Origin of the sequence: Pseudomonas sp. EA_15y_Pfl1_P101 (genome assembly GCF_963970835.1) — a bacterium.
GTDB classification, from domain to species: domain Bacteria; phylum Pseudomonadota; class Gammaproteobacteria; order Pseudomonadales; family Pseudomonadaceae; genus Aquipseudomonas; species Aquipseudomonas tritici.
Map to the genome: position 1 here is coordinate 20,153 of NZ_CAXAPA010000006.1, position 20,568 is coordinate 40,720.

A 20,568-nucleotide genomic window follows, 5' to 3' on the forward strand; every position below is an offset into this window, starting at 1 on the left:
ACCCTGGTTTCTCCAGGGAAAACCTGGCCGGACTCTGATGAATCGGCCGTTTGTCGGCGTTCTTTAGGCGAATGATGGCGAAATGCCAAATATTGGGCGTCAGCGAATTGGCCTGACGATGGACTTTGAGCCGCCGCGGCTTGAGGACGTTTCTTTCGGCGAGCCTTTGTCTTTGGTGCCCACCACGCTGCGCGGGTAGATCGGGTTACGCATGTTGATGCTCTGGATCACGCCAATGATGTCACTGGCCGCCACTGCTGGGCTCAGCAGGTAACCCTGGACGAAATCGCAGTCATGCTTGAGCAGCAGCTCGAATTGCGCCTGGGTTTCGACGCCTTCAGTGATTACCTGCAAGTGCAGGGTGTGGGCCATGCCGATAATTGCCTGAACGATCTCGATATCCGTGGTGGACTTGGGAATATCCTGGATAAACGAGCGGTCGATCTTCAAGGTATTGAGCGGCAGGCGCTTGAGGTAGGCGAGGGACGAGTAGCCGGTGCCAAAGTCGTCGATGGCCAGTGACACGCCCAGCGCGCGAATTTGCCGCAGCAGCGTCAGGGTGCTGCTGATATTGCCCATCAGCGCATTTTCGGTGACTTCCAGCTCCAGGCGGTTGGCGGCGACGCCGCTGAAGCGCAGCGCATCTTCGATTTCATCCGCCAGCTCGTCACGGGCGAGGTTCAGGGCCGAGCAGTTCACCGACATCGTCAGTTCGGTATAGCCTCTGTCAGAAAGCATTCTTAGGTCATGACAGGCTTGGCGCAACACCCAGTGGTCCAACTCGGCAATCAGCCCATTGTTTTCGGCGATGCCGATAAACCGATCTGGCGCCAGCAGGCCGTGCTTTGGATGTTGCCAGCGTACGAGGGCCTCCAGCCGCGTAACTTTGCCCAGTTTCATGTCAAAGATCGGTTGATAGAACAGCACCAGTTGGTCGTGGGTGCGCAAAGCGCCGCGCAGTTCCTCTTCCAATTGCAGCTCAAGAAAGGCGCGAGCTTTCAGGTTGGAACTGAAGAAGTTCAGGTTATTGCGCCCAGTGTCCTTGGACTGATACAGCGCCAGGTCGGCAGTTTTCAGCAGCTCCTCGCAGGTGAGGCCGTCATCGGGGAACAGGCTGATGCCGATGCTGGTGGTCATTACCATGCGTCGACCGGCCAGCTCGATGGGTTCTTTCATCTGTTGCATGATGCGCTGGGCCAGGTGCCGGGCTTCGTCGCGGTGGTGGATGCTGATCAGGATGCAGAACTCATCGCCGCCGAACCGCGCAACCACGTCGGCATGGCTGCGCACCGAGCCCTTGATCTGCGCGGCCAGCACGGTGAGCAACTGGTCACCTGCGTCATGCCCGAGGCTGTCGTTGATGCGTTTGAAGTGGTCGATATCAAGAAAAATCACCGCCATCATGCCGTGGGAGGCGGTTTTTTCGGCAAGCTTCTCTGCAAAGATCTGATTGAAACCCCGGCGATTGAGCAGGCTGGTCAGGGCGTCGTAATGGGCCACTTGTTGCAATGAAGCGCGCGCCTGATCCAGTTCGCTGAGCAACGCATTAACCCGGCGCAGGTCGCGTTCCTTATGCTGCAGTTTCTTGTCGGCCAGGGCAGCACTGATGCTGCTGCCAATCACCAGCAGGGTGATGACCGCCACCGACAAGCCCAGCTGGATAGGGTTGTTACCCGAAGGCAATGAGAGGTCAGCCCCGGTGGGCACTATTAATTGCATCGCGGCCATGCCGGTAAAATGCATGCTCAGGATTCCCGCGCCCAATACCAGGCTGGCGGTGTATTTGAGCAGTTGATGAAACATGCCGGTGCCGGTGCGCAGGTAGCTCGACAGTAACAACGCAGCCAGGCTTGCGCCCATGGCGATGGCCACCGAGGCTATGAACAACTCTGTCTCAAAATACAGCTGGGCCTGGGAACGCATGGCCGACATGCCGACGTAATGCATCAAGGCGATGCTGGCGCCCATCCATAGGGAGGCCAGCCCATACTGGTGCAACCGCAGGCGAGGATGGCTGAGGGTCTGCATGGCGATCAACGAGGCGATCAGCGCGATGAGCAAGGACGCGAACGTCATCAACAGGTCGTAGTGAATCGCGATAGGCGCCTGGAAGGCCAGCATGCTGATGAAGTGGGTGGACCATATCCCGCCAGCCAGGCAACTGGCGCCGAGCCAGCGCCAATGGCGCTGCGCGGTCGGGTCCTCGACATGACCTACGCGCTCAGCCATGTCGAGCGTGCCGAAGCCTGCCGCGCAAGCGACGAGGTAGGCCAATAGCACCAAAAAGGGGTTATGACTGCAATTGAGTAATAAATGCCCGCTTTCTGGAAGCCCGGTGAAAAAATGCAGACCCAGCCATTCCATAGCATGCCCTGTCATAGCGTCACGTCACTGCCTACGGCGATGACCTATTAGGTCGAGTATAGAGGCCTTACGGAATTTGCCATGGGTGATAGCACTTTGCTCTGAATTATTTTGGCATCCTGCTCATAGCGTTTGATGCTAAGCGCTGATGGGCAGCGCCAATTCGAAGGGCGCTTGCAACGGCGCCAAGCCAAACGCGGCGCGTGCGGCATCGCAATCGACGTTCTGCAGGCCCCGGCTCCACGACGCGTCAAACTCGCGGCAGGGGCTTGAGCGTTGCTCATAGATCGAGCAACTCGTCCCTTTACCCACTTCACCTTCAAGGCTGCAGCAGCGGACGGGCTTCTTGTCGGTACCGATCATCGCCACGCGCGTTGGGTTGATTTGCACCACCAGGTCGTCGGGCACCGTGCCCCCCGATGAGGCGCACTCTCCCCAGAAGAAAGACACACGAAAGTATGAACAGCAGGCACCGCAACTCAGACACGGACTGGCTTCGGACATGGGCGTCATCAATAGGATAAGGAGAGGGGGGACTACGGGAAGGCTCGCCATTCTATCCGTGCCATGGCGGTTGGGAAGGGGGGCGCGGACTTATATTTTCGTAGCCAAAGTCCCGCAGCACCGGGTGAAATCATGCCCTATCAGCTTTACGAATCATTACAGACAACCGCCGCCCGCCTGACTATGTTGCAGGTACCGGGCAGGATGCAGCGGGCATCGCAGCTCTCATAACAATAAAAGAGACGGACCCATGCAGAACTCGACCCAAGCGGCGAATGCCTGGCGCATTCTGTTCCTGCTGTTCCTGGCCAATCTGTTCAACTTTTTCGACCGCACCATTCCGGCGATCATCATTGAGCCAATCCGTATGGAATGGCACCTGAGCGACTTCCAGCTCGGCATCATCGGCACCGCCTTCACCCTCGTCTACGCCATCGCCGGCTTGCCCCTGGGGCGTATGGCCGACACCGGCTCGCGCAGCAAGCTGATGGGGTGGGGCCTGTTCGCCTGGAGCGGGCTGACGGCGGTCAACGGCCTGGTCGGCAGTTTTTGGACGTTTTTGCTGGTGCGCATGGGCATCGGCATCGGCGAAGCCAGCTATGCGCCAGCGGCCAACTCGCTGATTGGCGACCTGTTCCCGGCGCACCGTCGCGCGCGGGCCATGGGCATTTTCATGCTGGGCTTGCCATTGGGGCTATTGCTGGCGTTTTTCACCATCGGTTGGATGGTCAAGGCGTTTGACAGCTGGCGCGCACCGTTCTTTATCGCGGCAGTGCCGGGGCTGATCCTTGCGGTGTTCATGTTCTATATCAAGGAGCCCAAGCGCGGCGCGGCGGAAACCGTGCAGGTTTCCCAGGAACGCATCGATCGCCCGGTTCGCCGCGTGCTGGCGGTGCCCACCTTCCTGTGGCTGGTGCTGGCCGGGCTGTGCTTTAACTTTGCCACCTACGCCTGTAACTCGTTCCTGGTGCCGATGTTGCAGCGTTACTTCCTGATGCCGCTGCAAGACGCCGCCGTGGCCACCGGGGTGATCGTCGGCCTGACCGGCCTGGTGGGCCTGACCCTCGGCGGCTGGATCGCCGACAAGATCCATCAACGCGTTGCCAATGGCCGGCTGTTGTTCGCCGCGTTCAGCCTGATCATCTCCACCGTGACCACCGCCTGGGCGTTGCACGCCGGGCGCATCGAGATTGGCGTATTTGTGGCGTTGTTCAGTGTGGGCTGGTTGTTTGCCTATAACTTCTACACCTGCGTGTACACGGCGATTCAGGACGTGGTGGAACCGCGCCTGCGGGCCACGGCGATGGCGCTGTTTTTTGCCGGGTTGTACTTGCTGGGTGGGGGGATGGGGCCGATCGTCGTGGGTGGGCTTTCCGATCATTTTGCCCATTCTGCGATGTATGCGGCGGGGGCGGAACAGATGACGGAGGCCTATAAAGCGGTGGGTTTGCATGACGCCATGTACCTGATTCCGGTGGCGCTGTTCTTGACCATGTTGTTTTTGTTTCAGGCGTCGCGCTGTTTTGTGCGGGATGCCAAGCGGATGAAAGAGGGGTTGGTGGCGGTGCAGGTGCCGGCTGCTGTGGCTACGGCTTGAGACCGAGTTGACCCTTTCGCGAGCAAGCCCGCATTTGGAATGCGTTCCCCTGTGGGAGCGGCGGTGCGACGATTCGACTTGCTCGCGAAGAGGCCATCACAGGCAGCAATATGCTCAAGCGAATAAAAAAGGCCCGCATTGCGCGGGCCTTCTTGTTAGCGGAGTAGGGCGGTAATCAACCCGCCACCAACACCCGAATCGCCTCCAGTCGCAGCGCCGCTTTATCCAGCATGGCCAAGCCTTGCTCGCGCTGGTTGCGCAGGGCAACCAGCTCGCTGTCACGCACGGTCGGGTTGACCGCTTGCAACGCGGTCAGGCGCGCCAGCTCTTCGTCAGTGTCCGCCGCCAGGCGACGTTTGGCATCGGCTACGCGCTCGGCGTGGCGCGGGGTGATCTTCTCTTCGCCGGCGTTGATCCGTGGCGTCAGATGGTCGCGCTGGGCCTGGATAAACTTGTTGGCGCTGGCCCGAGGCACGCTTTCCAACTGGTCGTTGAGGGTTTCGAACGACACGCGGCCCGACAGGTCGTTGCCATTGGCGTCCAGCAGACAGCGCAGTGCCGCCGGCGGCAGGTAACGACCCAGTTGCAGCGCGCGCGGCGCTACCACTTCGCTGACGTAAAGCAGCTCCAGCAACACGGTGCCCGGCTTGAGGGCCTTGTTCTTGATCAGCGCCACGGCGGTGTTGCCCATGGAGCCGGACAGCACCAGGTCCATGCCGCCTTGCACCATCGGGTGTTCCCAAGTGATGAACTGCATGTCTTCGCGCGACAGTGCCTGGTTCCGGTCGTAGGTGATGGTCACACCTTCGTCGTCGCCCAGGGGGAAGCTGGCGTCGAGCATTTTTTCGCTGGGCTTGAGGATCAGCGCGTTTTCCGAATGGTCTTCGCTGTCGATGCCAAACGCGTTGAACAAGGTTTCCATATAGATCGGCAGGGCGAACTGGTCGTCTTGTTCAAGGATGTCTTCCACCAGTGCATCACCTTCACCCGCGCCGCCGGAGTTGAGCTCCAGCAAGCGGTCGCGACCGGTGTGCAGCTCCTGCTCCAGGCGCTCGCGTTCGGCGCGGGCCTCGTCGATCAAGGCTTGCCACTCGCCGTCGTCGCCGTTTTCCAGCAGCGGCAGCAGGCGCGGGCCGAACTGGTGCTGCAAGGCGTTGCCGGTCGGGCAGGTATTGAGAAACGCGTTCAGCGCTTCGTGGTACCACTGGAACAGACGCTCTTGCGGGCTGGTTTCCAAGTACGGCACGTGCAGTTCGATCACATGCTTCTGGCCGATCCGGTCCAGACGGCCGATCCGTTGTTCCAGCAAGTCAGGGTGGGACGGCAGGTCGAACAGCACCAAATGGTGGGAGAACTGGAAGTTACGGCCTTCACTGCCGATCTCGGAGCAGATCAGCACCTGGGCGCCAAACTCTTCATCGGCGAAGTAAGCGGCGGCGCGGTCACGCTCGAGGATGTTCATGCCCTCGTGGAACACCGTGGCCGGAATGCCGGAGCGCACTCGCAGGGCGTCTTCCAGGTCCATCGCGGTTTCGGCGTGGGCGCAGATCACCAGGACCTTGGTGCGCTTGAGCATTTTCAGCTGGTCGATCAGCCACTCGACCCGTGGGTCGAAGCGCCACCAGCGGTTTTCTTCTTCGATGTCCGGCTGCGACTGGAAGCTGACTTCCGGATAAAGCTCGGCGTGCTCGCCCAGCGGCAGCTCAAGGTATTCGTCCGGGTTCGGCAGCGGGTAAGCGTGCAGCTTACGCTCCGGGAAGCCCTGCACGGCGGCGCGGGTGTTACGGAACAGCACGCGCCCGGTGCCGTGGCGGTCGAGCAGCTCACGCACCAAACGCGCGCTGGCTTCGGTGTCGCCATCGTTGACGGCGGTGAGCAGTGCTTCGCCTTCGTTGCCGAGGAAACCCTGGATGGTCTTGTGGGCTTTTGGCGACAGGCGACCTTTGTCCAACAGCTCTTGTACCGCTTCGGCCACCGGGCGATAGTTTTCGCTTTCGGCGCGGAAGGCGTGCAGGTCGTGGAAACGGTTCGGGTCCAGCAGGCGCAGGCGCGCGAAGTGGCTGTCCTGGCCCAGTTGTTCCGGGGTGGCGGTGAGCAGCAGCACGCCGGGAATCACTTCAGCCAACTGTTCGACCAATGTGTATTCGGGGCTGGCTTTCTCTTCATGCCACACCAGGTGGTGGGCTTCGTCGACGACCAGCAAGTCCCAGCCAGCCGCGAACAGTGCGTCCTGGGCCTTCTCGTCGTCCACCAGCCATTCCAGCGCGACCAGCGCCAGTTGGGTGTCTTCGAACGGGTTGGCGGCATCGCTTTCGATAAAACGTTCTTCGTCGAACAGCGCGACTTGCAGGTTGAAGCGCCGGCGCATTTCCACCAGCCACTGGTGCTGCAGGTTTTCCGGGACGAGGATCAGAACGCGATTGGCGCGGCCCGAGAGCAGTTGGCGATGGATCACCAGGCCGGCTTCGATGGTCTTGCCCAAGCCTACTTCGTCGGCCAGCAATACCCGAGGCGCGATACGGTCAGCGACTTCACGGGCGATGTGCAGTTGGTGCGCGATAGGTTGCGCGCGCACGCCGCCCAGGCCCCACAGCGAGGACTGCAATTGGCGGCTGGTATGTTCCAGGGTGTGGTAGCGCAGCGAGAACCAGGCCAGCGGGTCGATCTGCCCGGCGAACAGACGGTCGCTGGCCAGGCGGAACTGGATAAAGTTGGAGAGTTGGGTTTCCGGCAGGGTGACCTGCTCGTTCTCCCCTTTGAGGCCGTGGTACACCAGCAAGCCGTCGACATCGTCGACTTCCTGCACGGTCATCTTCCAGCCTTCGAAATGGGTGATGGAGTCGCCCGGCGAAAACCTTACGCGGGTGAGGGGCGCATTCCGTAGCGCATACTGGCGAGTGTCGCCAGTGGCCGGATAGAGCACGGTCAACAAGCGGCCGTCCTGTGCCAGAACGGTGCCTAACCCCAGCTCTGCTTCGCTGTCACTAATCCAGCGTTGCCCCGGTTGATACTGCTGCGCCATGCTGCCTGACTCCCGCCGTGAAAAAGCCGACTATCTTAACGGAACAAGGCCCTCATCCAAAGGACTCTGACAAAAACTACTCCGTTTGGTGGACGCATTCAGCGCTGAATCGACGGGTGGCGGGCACTTGCCAGTGTCGACTGGGTCACAGCCTGGCGAGCTTCTGCTCAAGTCACCCTGCAACCCGCCGACAGCCTGTTGATCAGGAGAGTAATCATTATGCTGCCACCCATGTTGCCCGTCAGCGTTGTGCCGGTGACGTCACAACTTGATCCGGTGCGCCAGAGGCCGGATATCCCGCCCGTGGTGCCCGTTCAGCCGAGCTCCAATGAGAGCACCATCGACCTGAAAAAGGGCGACGCCGAGACTTCGGCGTTTTTGCTGCGCGAAGAACAACGCCGCCAGCAGGAACAACAGAAGCGCCGGCGTGAAGCCGATGAAGATCCAGAGCAGCACCTGGCCATTCCGGGGGATGTGCTCAACGCCGACAACACCGTGCCGGTGATTCCACTGATCGAAGACGCGCCGCGCCAGGGCCTGTGGGTCGATGTCGAGGTTTAGTCGCGCAACTCGCGTAAGGCCGCTGACAGCAACGCGATATCGTCCTCGTTGTTGAGCGGGCTGACTGAAATCCGCGCCACGCTTTGCAGGCCTCGCGCTTGCATATCCAGCGGGGTATACGCCACGCCGTTAGCGCCGATATTGATGCGCTTCAAGCCCAGGCGCCGTTTGAGTTCGAAGGCGTCCCAACCGGCCAGGTTGAAAGCGATCAAGCCTGATTGACGGGCGCCCAAGTCATGCAGGGAGATGCCCGGCATCTCACGCAACGCTTCGCGAATTCGCTCACTGGTCTGCGACACTTGCTCCCAGACACGCTCGATGCCCAGTCGATTCATCTCCTGCAACGCATTGCCCAGCCCGGCCAGCAAGGCAAACGACGTCTCGCTGGTTTCAAAGCGGCGGGCATCGTTGCGCAGGTCGAACCCCTGGGCGGTCCATGGCGCTGAAAACACGTCACGCTGAGCAGGCTTCAATCGCTCGAGAAACGCCGGGCGCACATACAACAGCGCTGTACCACGTGGCCCGCGCAGGTGTTTTCGACCGGCCGACTTGAGCACATCACACTGCAGCGCCTGCACATCTACTGGCATCTGGCCGACGGCTTGGCCGGCGTCGATGAAATAAGGGATGGCGTGGCGCCTGGCGACCTCGCCGATGGCCTGGGCGGGGTTGATCAGGCCACCGTTGGCCGGCAGCCAAGTGAGGTCGATCAACTTCACATGGGCATCGATCATTGATGCCAGCGCCACTGGGCAGGCCGCTCCACTCTCATCGCAGGGGATGACTTCGATCCGTGCTCCGGCTTGCACGGCCAGTTCCATGCTCGCCAGGTTACCGCCCCACTCGTGACGGCCCACCAAAATGCGGTCGCCGGGCTGCCAGCGGCCCAAGGCCTGGAAGGCCATGCTCCAGGCGGTCGAACCGCTGCTGGCAAAGGCAATTGAGGACGCCGGCGCATTGAGTAACTGCCCGGCGGCGCTGCGGGCTTTTTCTAGCAGCGCCTCGCCGTGTTCGCCGGCCTCCATCGGACCGTCGCGGGCTTCGCGTTGCAGCTGCGCGATGATTGCGTCGAGGGTCGCCTGGCTGGGCAGCGAGGCGCCGGCATGGTTGAAATGCACGATGCCGGACTGGCAGCCTGGTGTTGCATCCCGCAATTGTTGGATTTCGCGCGGGCTCATGGGCGCAACTCAAAAATCGCATCAACCTCCACCGCCACGCCGGCCGGAAGGCTGGAAACGCCCACGGCGGTACGCACATGCCGACCTTTTTCGCCGAGGGCGTTGACCAACAGGTTGGAGGCACCATTGGCGACCACGCTCTGTTGCTTGAAATCAGCGTGGCTGGCGATAAAAACGCCCAGGCGCAGCGTGCGCATCAGGCGTGACAGGTCATCACCCAGCGCATCGTTCAACTGAGCCAGCAGGCTCAACACGGCGAGTTCCGCCGCTTGTGCGCCTTCTTCGTCACTCAAGGATTCACCCAGCCGGCCCACGTAGGCAGGTTTACCGTCCACCAGTGGAATTTGCCCAGAGATGAACAACTGGTTCTGGCTGATGACGTGGCTGATGTAGTTGGCAGCCGGTTGGCTGGGGACGGGCAGCGTGAGACCGAGCGCTTGCACGCGTTGGCGGATGGAGTCGCTCATGATGAATCCTCTTGAGTCAGGAGGTTTCAGCATGTTGGTTGCTCAGATAGGCGACAAACGGATAGATCTCACGCGACGTATCGAAATCACTCACGCGTCGGCGCAGGTTTCCTTCAGCCACTGGCTGAAACATACGGCTGCTTCACTCGTCGTGCCCTGCGGGGCGACGAGCCAGTAGCCAATGTCGCTGTGATAGGGCGGCCAATCGAAGGCTTGTACCAGGCTGCCGTCCAGGAGCTTGCGCTCGATCAGGCGATGACGGCCCATGGCGATGCCTTGGCCAGCCACAGCGGCTTCAACCACGATGTTGTAGTCGTGCAGCATCACACGGGGGTGGTTGGCGAGGTCGACGTGGTAATGCTCAGACCAATCGGTCCATTCAAACGGGCGGTGCGAAGTGGCCATCAGCAGCGGGCCGTCATGCCGGGCCTTGAACGCCGGGCTGCACACCGGGGAGAGGATTTCCGGCATCAGTCGCGTGGCCTGTACATCGGGCCAATCGCCCTTGCCATAGCGGATGGCCAGGTCGACCTCGGCGGCTGCGACGTTCGCCAGCTGGATCGCCGGCAACAACTCCACTTGGATGTGCGCGTAGCGGTTGAGAAAACCGGCCAGGCGTGGTGCCAGCCACAGGGTGGCAAAGGAGGCCAGCAAGCCGATGCGCAATACCGTGGCGCTAGGGGGCACGCGTTGGGCACGGGTAGCGGCGGCAATGGCGCCAAGGGCCGGGCTGATTTCGTCGTAGTAACGTTGGCCGTCGGCAGTCAGGTCAATCGCGCGCGTGCGTCGGATAAACAGCGGTTTGCCCAAGTGTTGCTCAAGTTTCTGTACTTGATGACTCAGGGCGCTCTGGGTCACCGACAACTCGTTCGCGGCCTTGATAAAACTCAAATGCCGCGCCACGGCTTCAAAGGCGCGCAGCGCCAGCAACGGCGGAAGGTCCTTGTGCAGTGCCACCTGAGTGCGTCTCCTGATAGGGAAAAGTACCGATTTTGTGGGATGGCCTGCCTTTTGTCGCCCGCTGATTTGCCGTTGGGCGGGGGAGGCCGCATTATTGAGCCATTCTAGCCACCACGTAAGCCAAGCCATGAGTGAAGACGACAAACTGATCGACCTGAATGCCGAACGCGCCAAGCGGGTGCACGACCTCAATGACAAGCGCTTGAATGAAGTACGCCAAGCGTTTGAACAGGCAATGCCGCTCGGCAAAGTGAAGAAGAAACCTAAGAACAAGCCCAAAAAGCGTTGAAACAGCCTGCATCCGTTGATGCAGGTCAGTTATTTCCCTTCTTTACGCCCCGTCGTGGGCGACATTGATCCCCGTCAATTTTTCAATCCGCCTTCTCCATTAACTTAGCCCTATCGCAACAGGGCAAGTGCAGGAGGCCGGTCATGTTTTTCGATAATGTGGTGTTTGCCGGAGTGCTGACAGTGAGCCTCATGGTGATGTTTTTTGTAGGGTTTGGATTTTTTATCTGGAAAGACGCGAACAAGCGTAAAAAATCATAGGTTTTTCCGGGTTACATGAGCACGCAAGGCATTTTGGGCGACTTCGGTCGCCCTTTTTTTGCCTGTTATTTGATCGCTGAAGATCAACTTTGGGTATGGAGTCGGGGCATAAAAAAAGGTGCGACCCTCGCGGATCGCACCTTTTTTATGGCTGCTAGGCTATCAGCTACCGAGTGCCCAGGAGGCCAGCCAGAACAACCCGGCCGACAAGCCCACGGTTGCCGGCAGCGTCAATACCCAGGCCATCAGGATGGTTTTGACGGTGCCGCCTTGCAGGCCGCTTTTGTTCGCGACCATGGTGCCGGCCACGCCCGAAGAGAGCACGTGGGTAGTGGACACTGGCAGCGCGAAGATGTTGGCAAAGCCAATCATGGTCGCGGTGGTGATCTGTGCCGACATGCCTTGGGCATAGGTCATACCCTGCTTGCCGATCTTCTCGCCGATGGTCAGTACCACACGTTTCCAGCCCACCATGGTGCCCAGGCCCAAGGCCAGTGCGACGGCGAGGATGACCCAGAACGGCGCGTATTCGGTGGTGGCGGTCAGGTCTTTGCGCAGCTTGTCGAGGTCGGACTTCTCACGCGCCGGCAGACCTGGCAATTTGCCGACTTTCTTTGCGGTATCGTCCAGGCAGAGCAGGTAGCGGCGCACTTCAATGCGGTGATCGGCGGTCAACGAATGGTAGTCGGAGACACCTTTCAAAGTACCCAGCAGCGCGTTGATGGTCGGCTCGGTCTGCTGCGGGTTACAACGGAACTTGCCCGGCAGGTCATCCTTCACGCTTTTACCCAAGGCCAGGAATTCACCCAGAGTCTCGTGGTTGCGCTGGTAGAACTGGTTCAGGTGCAAGGTCGCGTCGCGGGTACGCTCGATCTGGTAAGTGGTGCTGCCCAGGTCGAGTACAAACTGCGCGGGCACGATGCCGATCAGCACCAGCATGATCAGGCCGATACCTTTCTGACCGTCGTTGGAGCCGTGCACGAAGCTCACCGCCATGGCAGAAATCACCAATACCAAGCGGTTCCAGAACGGCGGGTGCTTCTTGTCATCAAGTTTGCGGCGCTGGTCCGGGGTCTTGTGCATCTTCGACAGCGGGCGCCACCACTTCAGGCCAATCAGCACAAGGGCTGCGACCAGAAAGCCGGCCATCGGCGAGAACACCAGGGAGGCGCCGATATCGATCGCCTTCTGCCAATTCACACCGTCAGCCAGGGGGATGTCGTTGATCAGCGCATTGGCCAGGCCGACACCAAGGATCGAGCCGATCAGGGTGTGGGAGCTGGACGCGGGAATACCGAAGTACCAGGTGCCCAGGTTCCAGGTGATCGCCGCAGCCAATAAAGAGAAGACCATCGCCAATCCATGGCCGGTGTTCACATTAATCAGCAACTCCACCGGCAGCAAATGCACGATGGCGTAGGCGACACCGACACCACCGAGCAACACGCCGAGGAAGTTGAACACCCCGGAGAAGAACACGGCCAGGTGCGGCGGCATGGCTTTGGTATAGATGACTGTGGCCACCGCGTTAGCGGTGTCATGAAAGCCATTGATGAACTCGAAGGCGAGGACAAAGGCCAGGGCGAGCAGCAGGCTCACTAGAACCCAAGCATCCAGTCCGCTGAATAAATCGATCATGAAGGTTTTCTGACCCGGTCGTAAGGGGGCGCGATTATGCCAGAAAACCTCAGTAATCGATGCACTAGCTGCTCATCGGTAACAATCTTCCTTGAAAAAAACCGGCGCTAGGGTGCGCATCCCAGGGATTTCGGGGCTTTGGCAAGTCTTTGATTCATAAAGCAGAGGGGTTGCGGGGTAGGGGGTTGTCACAAAAACGTCACGTCTGAAACATTTGTATGAAATTTTACAGCTGGTGGTGCAATGCAAGGTGGCCGGTTGCTGGCTATATGCCAGCAACCGAGGCCAAAACCTTGAGTGCCAAACCGAATCGCTTATGGCTCTTCGGTTTTGAGTTCCTGTTCAATCTTTTGGATTTCTTGGGCAAACGCCTGGTCGAGGAGACTGGCTCGCTTGCGCCAGGGTTTGCGTTCAGGCTCAGGCTGGGCGGCGTAGGTGGTGACTTCCCCGCCGTAAACGTCCTTGTAACGTTGCTCCTGGCGCTCAAGTTCCGCGCGCAGTTCATCTTTCGTCACATCGTTACCTAATTAAGTTGAGTGTAAATACGTTGCAGCGTTATGCCTGAATGCCGTTCCTGGCGTCTTCCAAGTTGAACCGTGAAAATGTCCGAGTTTGAAATAGGGACGGGCGGCCACACTGTTAGTGCAGTCATTCAAAGCAGGTAGTTGCGGTCGTCAATGCACAGCGTGCATCACCTGGCGAGCGCTGCTTTCGAGAGTAAACCGGGCAGACCTGTACACAGGGTGCATTATAGCGGTGCATTTGAATAACACTATCGGCATAAAGTTAAAAAGCGTCAACTTTGTGTGAGCATTTTGTTACACGGGTGTGTCGCTAATTTCGTGAATTCTGGCGTCATAAAATGAACCCAACTTCAGACCTTATTAAGTCTGACTTCATTTTACTGCGTTCCGCTGGCTGGCCAGGGGAGGGCGCCAGCAAATTGCGATAATCGAATGACTGTCCGATAATCGCACAATGTTCTCGGCCCCGCCTTGTGCACGCGGCCGACGCGACTTGTAATAGCAGCCAAACCTCCCCTGCGGTTGACAATAAGAGTAAGGACCCCACATGAACGATCAATTGCGCAACTCTTTCGCGTCAGTGGCGCCGCCGATCGTTGCGTCCCCGGCCAAGCGTATCCAGGCGTTCACCGGTGATCCGGACTTCATGACCTCCCTCGCCCGTGGCCTGGCGGTGGTGCAAGCGTTCCAGGAGCGCAAGCGCCATCTCACCATCGCCCAGATCAGTCATCGCACCGAGATCCCCCGCGCCGCCGTGCGCCGTTGCCTGCACACCTTGATCAAGCTCGGTTACGCCACCACCGACGGGCGTACCTATTCGCTGCTGCCCAAAGTCCTGACCCTGGGCCATGCCTACCTGTCGTCCACGCCACTGGCGGTCTCGGCCCAACCGTACCTGGACCGCATGAGTGAGCAGCTTCACGAAGCCTGCAACATGGCCACCCTCGAAGGCGACGACATCCTCTATATCGCCCGTTCGGCCACCACCCAGCGCCTGATTTCCGTGGACCTGTCGGTGGGTGGGCGGTTGCCGGCCTATTGCACCTCCATGGGCCGCATATTGCTCGCGGCGCTGGACGACGCCTCGCTGCAGGATTATCTCGACCACGCCGACCTGCAAACCAAGACCAGCCGCACCTTGACCACGCCGCAGGCCTTGTTCGAATGTCTGCAGCAAGTGCGTCAACAGGGCTGGTGCATCGTCGACCAAGAGCTTGAGCAGGGCCTGCGTTCCATCGCCGTGCCGGTGTATGACGCCTCGGGCCAAGTGTTGGCCGCGCTGAACGTCAGCACCCACGCCGGACGGGTCAGCCGTGCTGAGCTGGAACAGCGCTTCTTGCCGAGCATGCTGAGTGCCAGCTGCGAGCTGAGTGCGCAGCTGTTTGCCTAAGCTGTTCGGTGACCGCACAGATCCTGGTTTGATCAATTGACGGTGTTTCCTCAGGCTTATTAAGGTGCGGCAGCGCTGTCAGCGCCAAATAATAACGACGACCCCAGGTCGTCAGCCCGCCATCGGTGTGGAAATAACAATAATGACTCAGCCCTCTGTCGGTACCACGCTGGACGTCCAGTCCTTCATCAACACCCAGCCACTGTCACGCTATCAGTGGCGCGTGGTGATCCTGTGTTTCCTGATTGTCTTCCTTGATGGCCTCGACACGGCCGCCATGGGCTTTATCGCGCCTGCGCTGTCCCAGGATTGGGGCATCGACCGCGCCAGCCTCGGCCCGGTGATGAGCGCCGCGTTGATCGGAATGGTCTTCGGCGCGCTCGGCTCCGGCCCGCTGGCGGATCGCTTCGGGCGCAAGGTGGTGCTGGTAGGCGCGGTGTTGGTGTTTGGTGCGTTCAGCCTGGCGTCTGCCTACAGCGCCAACGTTGATCAGTTGCTGGTGCTGCGCTTTCTCACCGGGCTGGGCCTGGGGGCCGGCATGCCGAATGCCACCACGCTGCTGTCCGAATACACCCCGGAACGCCTTAAGTCGCTGCTGGTGACCAGCATGTTCTGCGGCTTCAACCTGGGCATGGCCGGCGGCGGGTTTATTTCGGCCAAGCTGATCCCGGCGTTCGGTTGGCACAGCCTGCTGCTGATCGGCGGCATCCTGCCGTTGATCCTGGCGGTGGTGTTGTTGGTGTGGCTGCCGGAGTCGGCGCGTTTTCTGGTGGTGCGCAATCGCGGCTCCGACAAGGTGCGCAAAACCTTGTCACCCATCGAGCCTTCAATCGTTGCCCAGGCCACCCGCTTCAGCGTGCCTGAACAAAAAACCGTCAAGGCGCGCAACGTGTTCGCGGTGATTTTTTCCGGCACCTACAGCGTCGGTACGTTATTGCTGTGGCTCACCTACTTCATGGGCCTGGTGATCGTGTACCTGCTCACCAGTTGGCTCCCGACGCTCATGCGCGACAGCGGCGCCAGCATGGAGCAGGCCGCGTTTATCGGCGCCTTGTTCCAGTTTGGTGGTGTGTTGAGCGCGGTGGGCGTGGGGTGGGCGATGGACCGGTTCAACCCTCACAAGGTCATCGGCATTTTCTACTTGCTGGCCGGGGTGTTTGCCTACGCGGTAGGGCAGAGCCTGGGCAATATCACCGTGCTGGCGACCTTGGTGCTGATCGCCGGGATGTGCGTCAACGGTGCGCAGTCGGCAATGCCGTCCCTGGCCGCACGCTTCTACCCGACCCAGGGGCGCGCCACCGGCGTGTCGTGGATGCTCGGCATCGGCCGCTTCGGCGCGATCCTCGGCGCTTGGATGGGCGCCACCTTGCTTGGCTTGGGTTGGAACTTCGAGCAGGTGCTCACCGCGCTGGTGATTCCGGCTGCATTGGCGACGGCCGCCGTGGTGATCAAAGGCATGGTCAGCCACGCCGACGCGACCTGACGCGTATTGCAAGCCAGCTCCCACATTGACCGAGTCCCTTCAGATGATTAGCAAGGCAACAATATGTTCGTTAATCGAACGCTTAGTCGATTATCGGATTGTTTGGCCCATTTCCCCAGCTTAATCTTCAAGCACTTCGGCGCCACCTCAGCGCCTTTTTCGATCCACACTGGGAGCCCGAACCCCATGGCTGAAATCCTCGCGCTGCGTGACGCGGTGAAGCAATTTGTGAACGACGGCGACACCGTCGCTCTGGAAGGCTTCACTCATCTGATCCCTACGGCAGCGGGTCATGAAATCATTCGTCAGGGTAAGAAAGACCTGACGCTGGTGCGTATGACGCCTGACCTGGTCTACGACCAGTTGATCGGTGCCGGTTGCGCCCGCAAGTTGATTTTTTCCTGGGGCGGCAACCCGGGCGTTGGCTCCCTGCATCGCCTGCGCGATGCGGTCGAGAAGCAATGGCCGCAACCGCTGGAGATCGAAGAGCACAGCCACGCCGACCTGGCCAATGCCTACGTCGCCGGTGCTTCCGGCCTACCCTTCGCGGTACTGCGTGCCTACGCCGGTTCCGACTTGCCCAAGGTCAACCCGCTGATCAAGACCGTGACCTGTCCGTTCACCGGCGAAGTGCTCGCTGCGGTGCCGTCGGTGCGTCCGGATGTCACCGTGATCCATGCGCAAAAAGCCGACCGCAAGGGCAACGTGTTGCTCTGGGGCATTCTTGGCGTGCAGAAGGAAGCGGCACTGGCGGCCAAGCGTTGCATCGTCACCGTCGAGGAAATCGTCGATGACCTCAACGCGCCGATGAACAGCTGCGTGTTGCCGACCTGGGCCCTGACTGCGGTGTGCCATGTACCCGGTGGCGCCCACCCTTCCTACGCCCATGGTTACAACGAGCGGGATAACCGCTTCTATCAGGCGTGGGACCCAATCGCACGCGACCGTGGGACCTTTACCGCCTGGATTGACGAATACATCCATGGCACCGCCGATTTCACTGAATTCCAGGCCACGCTGGCCGCCGCGCAGGAGGCCAAGTAATGGCTTACTCGACCCATGAAATGATGACCGTCGCCGCCGCGCGGCGCCTCAAGAACGGCTCCGTCTGCTTTGTTGGCATCGGCCTGCCGTCGAAGGCGGCCAACCTGGCGCGCCTGACCTCGTCGCCGGATGTGGTGCTGATCTACGAGTCCGGCCCGATTGGCGCCAAGCCCAGCGTATTGCCGCTGTCCATCGGCGACGGCGAGCTGGCGGAAACCGCTGACACCGTGGTGCCGACCGGTGAGATCTTTCGCTATTGGCTGCAGGGCGGGCGCATTGACGTGGGCTTTCTTGGTGCGGCCCAGGTCGACCGTTTCGGCAATATCAATACCACCGTGGTCGGTGACTACCACCAGCCTAAAGTGCGCCTGCCGGGTGCCGGTGGCGCGCCGGAGATCGCCGGTTCCGCCAAGAGCGTGCTGATCATCCTCAAACAGTCGGCGCGTTCGTTTGTCGACAAGCTGGACTTCATCACCTCGGTCGGCCACGGCGAAGGCGGCGACTCGCGCAAACGCCTGGGCCTGCCAGGCGCGGGACCGGTAGGGATTATTACCGACCTGTGCATTATGGAGCCTGAAGAGGGCACCCACGAATTCGTGGTTACCGCGCTGCACCCCGGTGTTACCCGTGAACAGGTAGTGGCGGCGACCGGCTGGGCGATTCGATTTGCCGACAAGGTCGACACCACCGCTGAACCGACCGATGTAGAGCTGACCGCTTTGCGTGACCTTGAAGCACGTACCGCGGCGGCCCATGGCCAAGCGCCGGGAGAAGCCTGATGCGCGACGTATTTATCTGTGACGCCATTCGTACCCCCATCGGCCGTTTCGGCGGTGGCTTGTCCACCGTGCGTGCCGATGATTTGGCGGCGTTGCCGATCAAAGCGCTGATCGAGCGCAACCCTTCGGTGGATTGGAGTGCGGTTGATGAGGTGTTCCTCGGTTGTGCCAACCAGGCCGGCGAAGACAATCGTAACGTGGCACGCATGGCGCTGTTGCTGGCGGGCCTGCCGGAGAGCATTCCAGGCGTGACGCTCAACCGCCTGTGCGCCTCGGGCATGGACGCCATCGGCACGGCCTTCCGCGCCATTGCCAGCGGTGAAATGGAGCTGGCGATTGCCGGTGGCGTCGAGTCGATGTCCCGTGCGCCGTTCGTGATGGGCAAGGCCGACGCGGCGTTTTCGCGCAACATGAAGCTGGAAGACACCACCATCGGCTGGCGCTTTATCAACCCGTTGATGAAGGCCCAGTACGGCGTGGATGCCATGCCGCAGACCGCCGATAACGTCGCTGACGATTACCACGTATCCCGCGCCGACCAGGACGCCTTCGCCCTGCGCAGTCAGCAACGCACCGCTGCCGCGCAAGCCGCTGGGTTCTTCGCCGAAGAAATCGTGCCGGTGCGGGTTGCCCATAAAAAAGGCGAGACTGTTGTCGAGCAGGATGAACATCCACGTGACACCACGCTGGAAACCCTGGCCAAACTCAAACCGGTCAACGGCCCTGACAAAACCGTCACCGCTGGCAATGCGTCGGGTGTGAATGACGGTGCGGCAGCGTTGATCCTGGCCTCCGCCGACGCCGTCAAGAAACACGGCTTGACCGCCCGCGCCCGCGTGTTGGGCATGGCCAGCGCTGGCGTCGCACCGCGCGTGATGGGCATCGGCCCGGTGCCGGCGGTGCGCAAACTGGTGGAGCGGCTGGGCCTGGCGGTCACCGACTTTGATGTGATCGAACTCAACGAAGCCTTCGCCAGCCAAGGCCTGGCGGTGCTGCGTGAACTGGGCATCGCCGACGACGCGCCGCAGGTCAACCCGAATGGTGGTGCCATCGCCCTCGGCCACCCGTTGGGCATGAGTGGCGCGCGGCTGGTGCTGACCGCCTTGCATCAACTCGAAAAAACCGGCGGCCGCAAAGGCCTGGCGACCCTGTGCGTGGGCGTCGGACAAGGCTTGGCCCTGGCGATTGAACGCATCTAACACGAGAGGATTGTTCCATGAGTGACAAGCCCGGATACCGACGCCCGCAAGCGGGCACCCAACCTGATTACCTGCACCCGGCCTACCAGTCGACAAACCTGCGCTCGCCGTCCCAGCCGTTGGTGTTCTTGCCACACTCTTTGTCGGAAATCACCGGCCCGACGATCGGCGCCGAACGGATCAATGAGAAGGACAATGACCTCACTGCCCAGCATGAGGGCGAACCCCAGGGCGAGCGCATCATCATTCACGGCCGCGTGCTGGACGAGAATGGCCTGCCGGTGCCGGGCATTCTTGTGGAAATCTGGCAGGCTAACGCCGCCGGCCGCTACAACCACCAACGCGACCTGCACGATGCACCGCTGGACCCGAATTTCACCGGCACCGGTCGCACCGTGACCGACGCTGACGGCGGGTACCAGTTCCAGACCATCAAGCCCGGTGCCTACCCATGGGGCAATCACCACAACGCCTGGCGCCCGGCGCATATCCACTTTTCGCTGTTTGGCCCGAGTGTGCTGACGCGCCTGGTCACGCAGATGTACTTCCCCGGCGACCCGCTGTTGGAATACGACCCGATCTACAACTGCGTGCCGGATACCTCGGCCAAGGAACGCCTGATCGCCCGTTTCGACCTGGAAAAAACCGTCCCGCACTACGCCCTCTGCTACCGTTGGGACATTGTCCTTCGCGGCCGCGACGCCACGCCGATGGAGAAATAAGATGACACTCAACGCGACCACGTCCCACACCGTTGGGCCTTATTACCACATTGGCCTGACCTGGCTGAACCGCGAAGACCTGACCGTGGCCGCCACCCTTGGCGAGCGTGTGGCGATCAGCGGGCAAGTGGTGGATGGCAACGGCGATGTCGTCAACGACGCCATGCTTGAAGTCTGGCAGGCCAACGCCGCCGGTAAATATGACCACCCCGAAGATGAGCAGGACAAAGCGCTGGACCCGAACTTCGAAGGTTTCGGCCGCGTGCCGGTGGATGCAGAAGGGCGATTTCGCTTTACCACCATCAAGCCGGGCGCCGTGCCGGGGTTGAAGGGCACGACCCAGGCGCCGCATCTGGTCGTGCTGGTGTTTGCGCGAGGGTTGGTGAAGCACCTGCTGACGCGGATTTATTTTGACGGTGAGCCGATGAATGGGGATGACCCGTTGTTGGCGTGTGTGGCGGCGGAGCGGCGTAGCACCTTGATTGCCAAGCCGGATGCGGCGGGTGTGCATCAGTGGAATGTGGTGTTGCAGGGGACGAATAAGGAAACGGTGTTCTTCGATTATTGATCGGTAGCAGCGGCAAGTT

19 protein-coding genes are annotated in these 20,568 nt (G+C 60.6%); 11 read left to right on the forward strand and 8 right to left on the reverse strand.

The window, feature by feature from the left end:
* Positions 1-99 precede the first annotated feature (99 nt).
* A complete protein-coding gene (locus AACY36_RS10825) occupies positions 100-2,364 on the reverse strand; it encodes a putative bifunctional diguanylate cyclase/phosphodiesterase (RefSeq protein ID WP_339415017.1) in 2,265 nt (754 codons plus the stop codon).
* A gap of 138 nt (positions 2,365-2,502) precedes the next feature.
* Entirely contained in the window at positions 2,503-2,868 is a 366-nt protein-coding gene (locus AACY36_RS10830) for a YkgJ family cysteine cluster protein (RefSeq protein WP_339415016.1), read from the reverse strand.
* A 250-nt stretch (positions 2,869-3,118) separates the two neighbouring features.
* On the opposite strand from AACY36_RS10830, the gene AACY36_RS10835 reads away from it, so the two are divergent.
* On the forward strand, positions 3,119-4,465 hold the full coding sequence (locus AACY36_RS10835) for a spinster family MFS transporter (protein ID WP_339415015.1): 1,347 nt from the start codon (positions 3,119-3,121) through the stop codon (positions 4,463-4,465).
* Between the two features lie 175 nt (positions 4,466-4,640).
* Here the strand turns inward: AACY36_RS10835 and rapA are convergent, their stop codons facing one another.
* Positions 4,641-7,487, reverse strand: a complete 2,847-nt coding sequence (rapA, locus tag AACY36_RS10840; RefSeq protein WP_339415014.1) for an RNA polymerase-associated protein RapA — start codon at positions 7,485-7,487, stop codon at positions 4,641-4,643.
* A gap of 219 nt (positions 7,488-7,706) precedes the next feature.
* On the opposite strand from rapA, the gene AACY36_RS10845 reads away from it, so the two are divergent.
* Positions 7,707-8,048, forward strand: a complete 342-nt coding sequence (locus tag AACY36_RS10845; RefSeq protein WP_339415013.1) for an aspartate-semialdehyde dehydrogenase — start codon at positions 7,707-7,709, stop codon at positions 8,046-8,048.
* On the opposite strand, the gene AACY36_RS10850 is transcribed toward AACY36_RS10845, so the two are convergent.
* From AACY36_RS10850 to AACY36_RS10860, 3 genes are all read right to left on the reverse strand, one after another.
* Positions 8,045-9,226: an aminotransferase class V-fold PLP-dependent enzyme gene (locus AACY36_RS10850; protein ID WP_339415012.1), complete on the reverse strand. Its 1,182-nt coding sequence runs from the start codon at positions 9,224-9,226 to the stop codon at positions 8,045-8,047. The genes AACY36_RS10845 and AACY36_RS10850 overlap by 4 nt on opposite strands.
* Positions 9,223-9,693 (reverse strand): RidA family protein, encoded by a 471-nt coding sequence (locus tag AACY36_RS10855; protein ID WP_339415011.1) that lies wholly within the window; start codon positions 9,691-9,693, stop codon positions 9,223-9,225. Before AACY36_RS10855 ends, AACY36_RS10850 begins: the two co-directional genes overlap by 4 nt.
* A gap of 90 nt (positions 9,694-9,783) precedes the next feature.
* A complete protein-coding gene (locus AACY36_RS10860) occupies positions 9,784-10,650 on the reverse strand; it encodes a LysR substrate-binding domain-containing protein (RefSeq protein ID WP_339415010.1) in 867 nt (288 codons plus the stop codon).
* Between the two features lie 130 nt (positions 10,651-10,780).
* Between AACY36_RS10860 and AACY36_RS10865 the strand changes: the two genes are divergently transcribed.
* On the forward strand, positions 10,781-10,942 hold the full coding sequence (locus AACY36_RS10865) for a hypothetical protein (protein ID WP_017137225.1): 162 nt from the start codon (positions 10,781-10,783) through the stop codon (positions 10,940-10,942).
* 143 nt (positions 10,943-11,085) lie between these two features.
* Positions 11,086-11,202 (forward strand): cytochrome c oxidase subunit CcoM, encoded by a 117-nt coding sequence (gene ccoM / locus AACY36_RS10870; RefSeq protein WP_305884516.1) that lies wholly within the window; start codon positions 11,086-11,088, stop codon positions 11,200-11,202.
* Positions 11,203-11,364: 162 nt separating this feature from the next.
* On the opposite strand, the gene AACY36_RS10875 is transcribed toward ccoM, so the two are convergent.
* On the reverse strand, positions 11,365-12,840 hold the full coding sequence (locus tag AACY36_RS10875) for an inorganic phosphate transporter (RefSeq protein WP_049709598.1): 1,476 nt from the start codon (positions 12,838-12,840) through the stop codon (positions 11,365-11,367).
* A 314-nt stretch (positions 12,841-13,154) separates the two neighbouring features.
* Positions 13,155-13,355 carry a hypothetical protein gene (locus AACY36_RS10880; protein WP_003189295.1) on the reverse strand — a complete coding sequence of 67 codons (201 nt, stop codon included), beginning with the start codon at positions 13,353-13,355 and terminating at the stop codon, positions 13,155-13,157.
* A 556-nt stretch (positions 13,356-13,911) separates the two neighbouring features.
* Here AACY36_RS10880 and pcaR point away from each other — a divergent pair.
* From pcaR to pcaG, 7 genes are all read left to right on the forward strand, one after another.
* Positions 13,912-14,754, forward strand: coding sequence for a pca regulon transcriptional regulator PcaR (pcaR, locus tag AACY36_RS10885; RefSeq protein WP_314564805.1), 843 nt, complete (start codon positions 13,912-13,914; stop codon positions 14,752-14,754).
* A 142-nt stretch (positions 14,755-14,896) separates the two neighbouring features.
* A complete protein-coding gene (locus tag AACY36_RS10890) occupies positions 14,897-16,237 on the forward strand; it encodes an MFS transporter (protein ID WP_339427812.1) in 1,341 nt (446 codons plus the stop codon).
* A 186-nt stretch (positions 16,238-16,423) separates the two neighbouring features.
* Positions 16,424-17,281, forward strand: coding sequence for a CoA transferase subunit A (locus AACY36_RS10895; RefSeq protein WP_339435923.1), 858 nt, complete (start codon positions 16,424-16,426; stop codon positions 17,279-17,281).
* Positions 17,281-18,060, forward strand: a complete 780-nt coding sequence (locus tag AACY36_RS10900) for a CoA-transferase subunit beta (protein WP_339415008.1) — start codon at positions 17,281-17,283, stop codon at positions 18,058-18,060. The genes AACY36_RS10895 and AACY36_RS10900 overlap by 1 nt, the downstream gene beginning before the upstream one ends.
* Positions 18,057-19,259 carry a 3-oxoadipyl-CoA thiolase gene (gene pcaF / locus AACY36_RS10905; RefSeq protein ID WP_339415053.1) on the forward strand — a complete coding sequence of 401 codons (1,203 nt, stop codon included), beginning with the start codon at positions 18,057-18,059 and terminating at the stop codon, positions 19,257-19,259. Before AACY36_RS10900 ends, pcaF begins: the two co-directional genes overlap by 4 nt.
* A 17-nt stretch (positions 19,260-19,276) precedes the next feature.
* Positions 19,277-19,981, forward strand: a complete 705-nt coding sequence (gene pcaH / locus AACY36_RS10910; RefSeq protein ID WP_339415007.1) for a protocatechuate 3,4-dioxygenase subunit beta — start codon at positions 19,277-19,279, stop codon at positions 19,979-19,981.
* 1 nt (position 19,982) lies between these two features.
* Positions 19,983-20,549 carry a protocatechuate 3,4-dioxygenase subunit alpha gene (pcaG, locus tag AACY36_RS10915; protein ID WP_339415006.1) on the forward strand — a complete coding sequence of 189 codons (567 nt, stop codon included), beginning with the start codon at positions 19,983-19,985 and terminating at the stop codon, positions 20,547-20,549.
* Positions 20,550-20,568 lie beyond the last annotated feature (19 nt).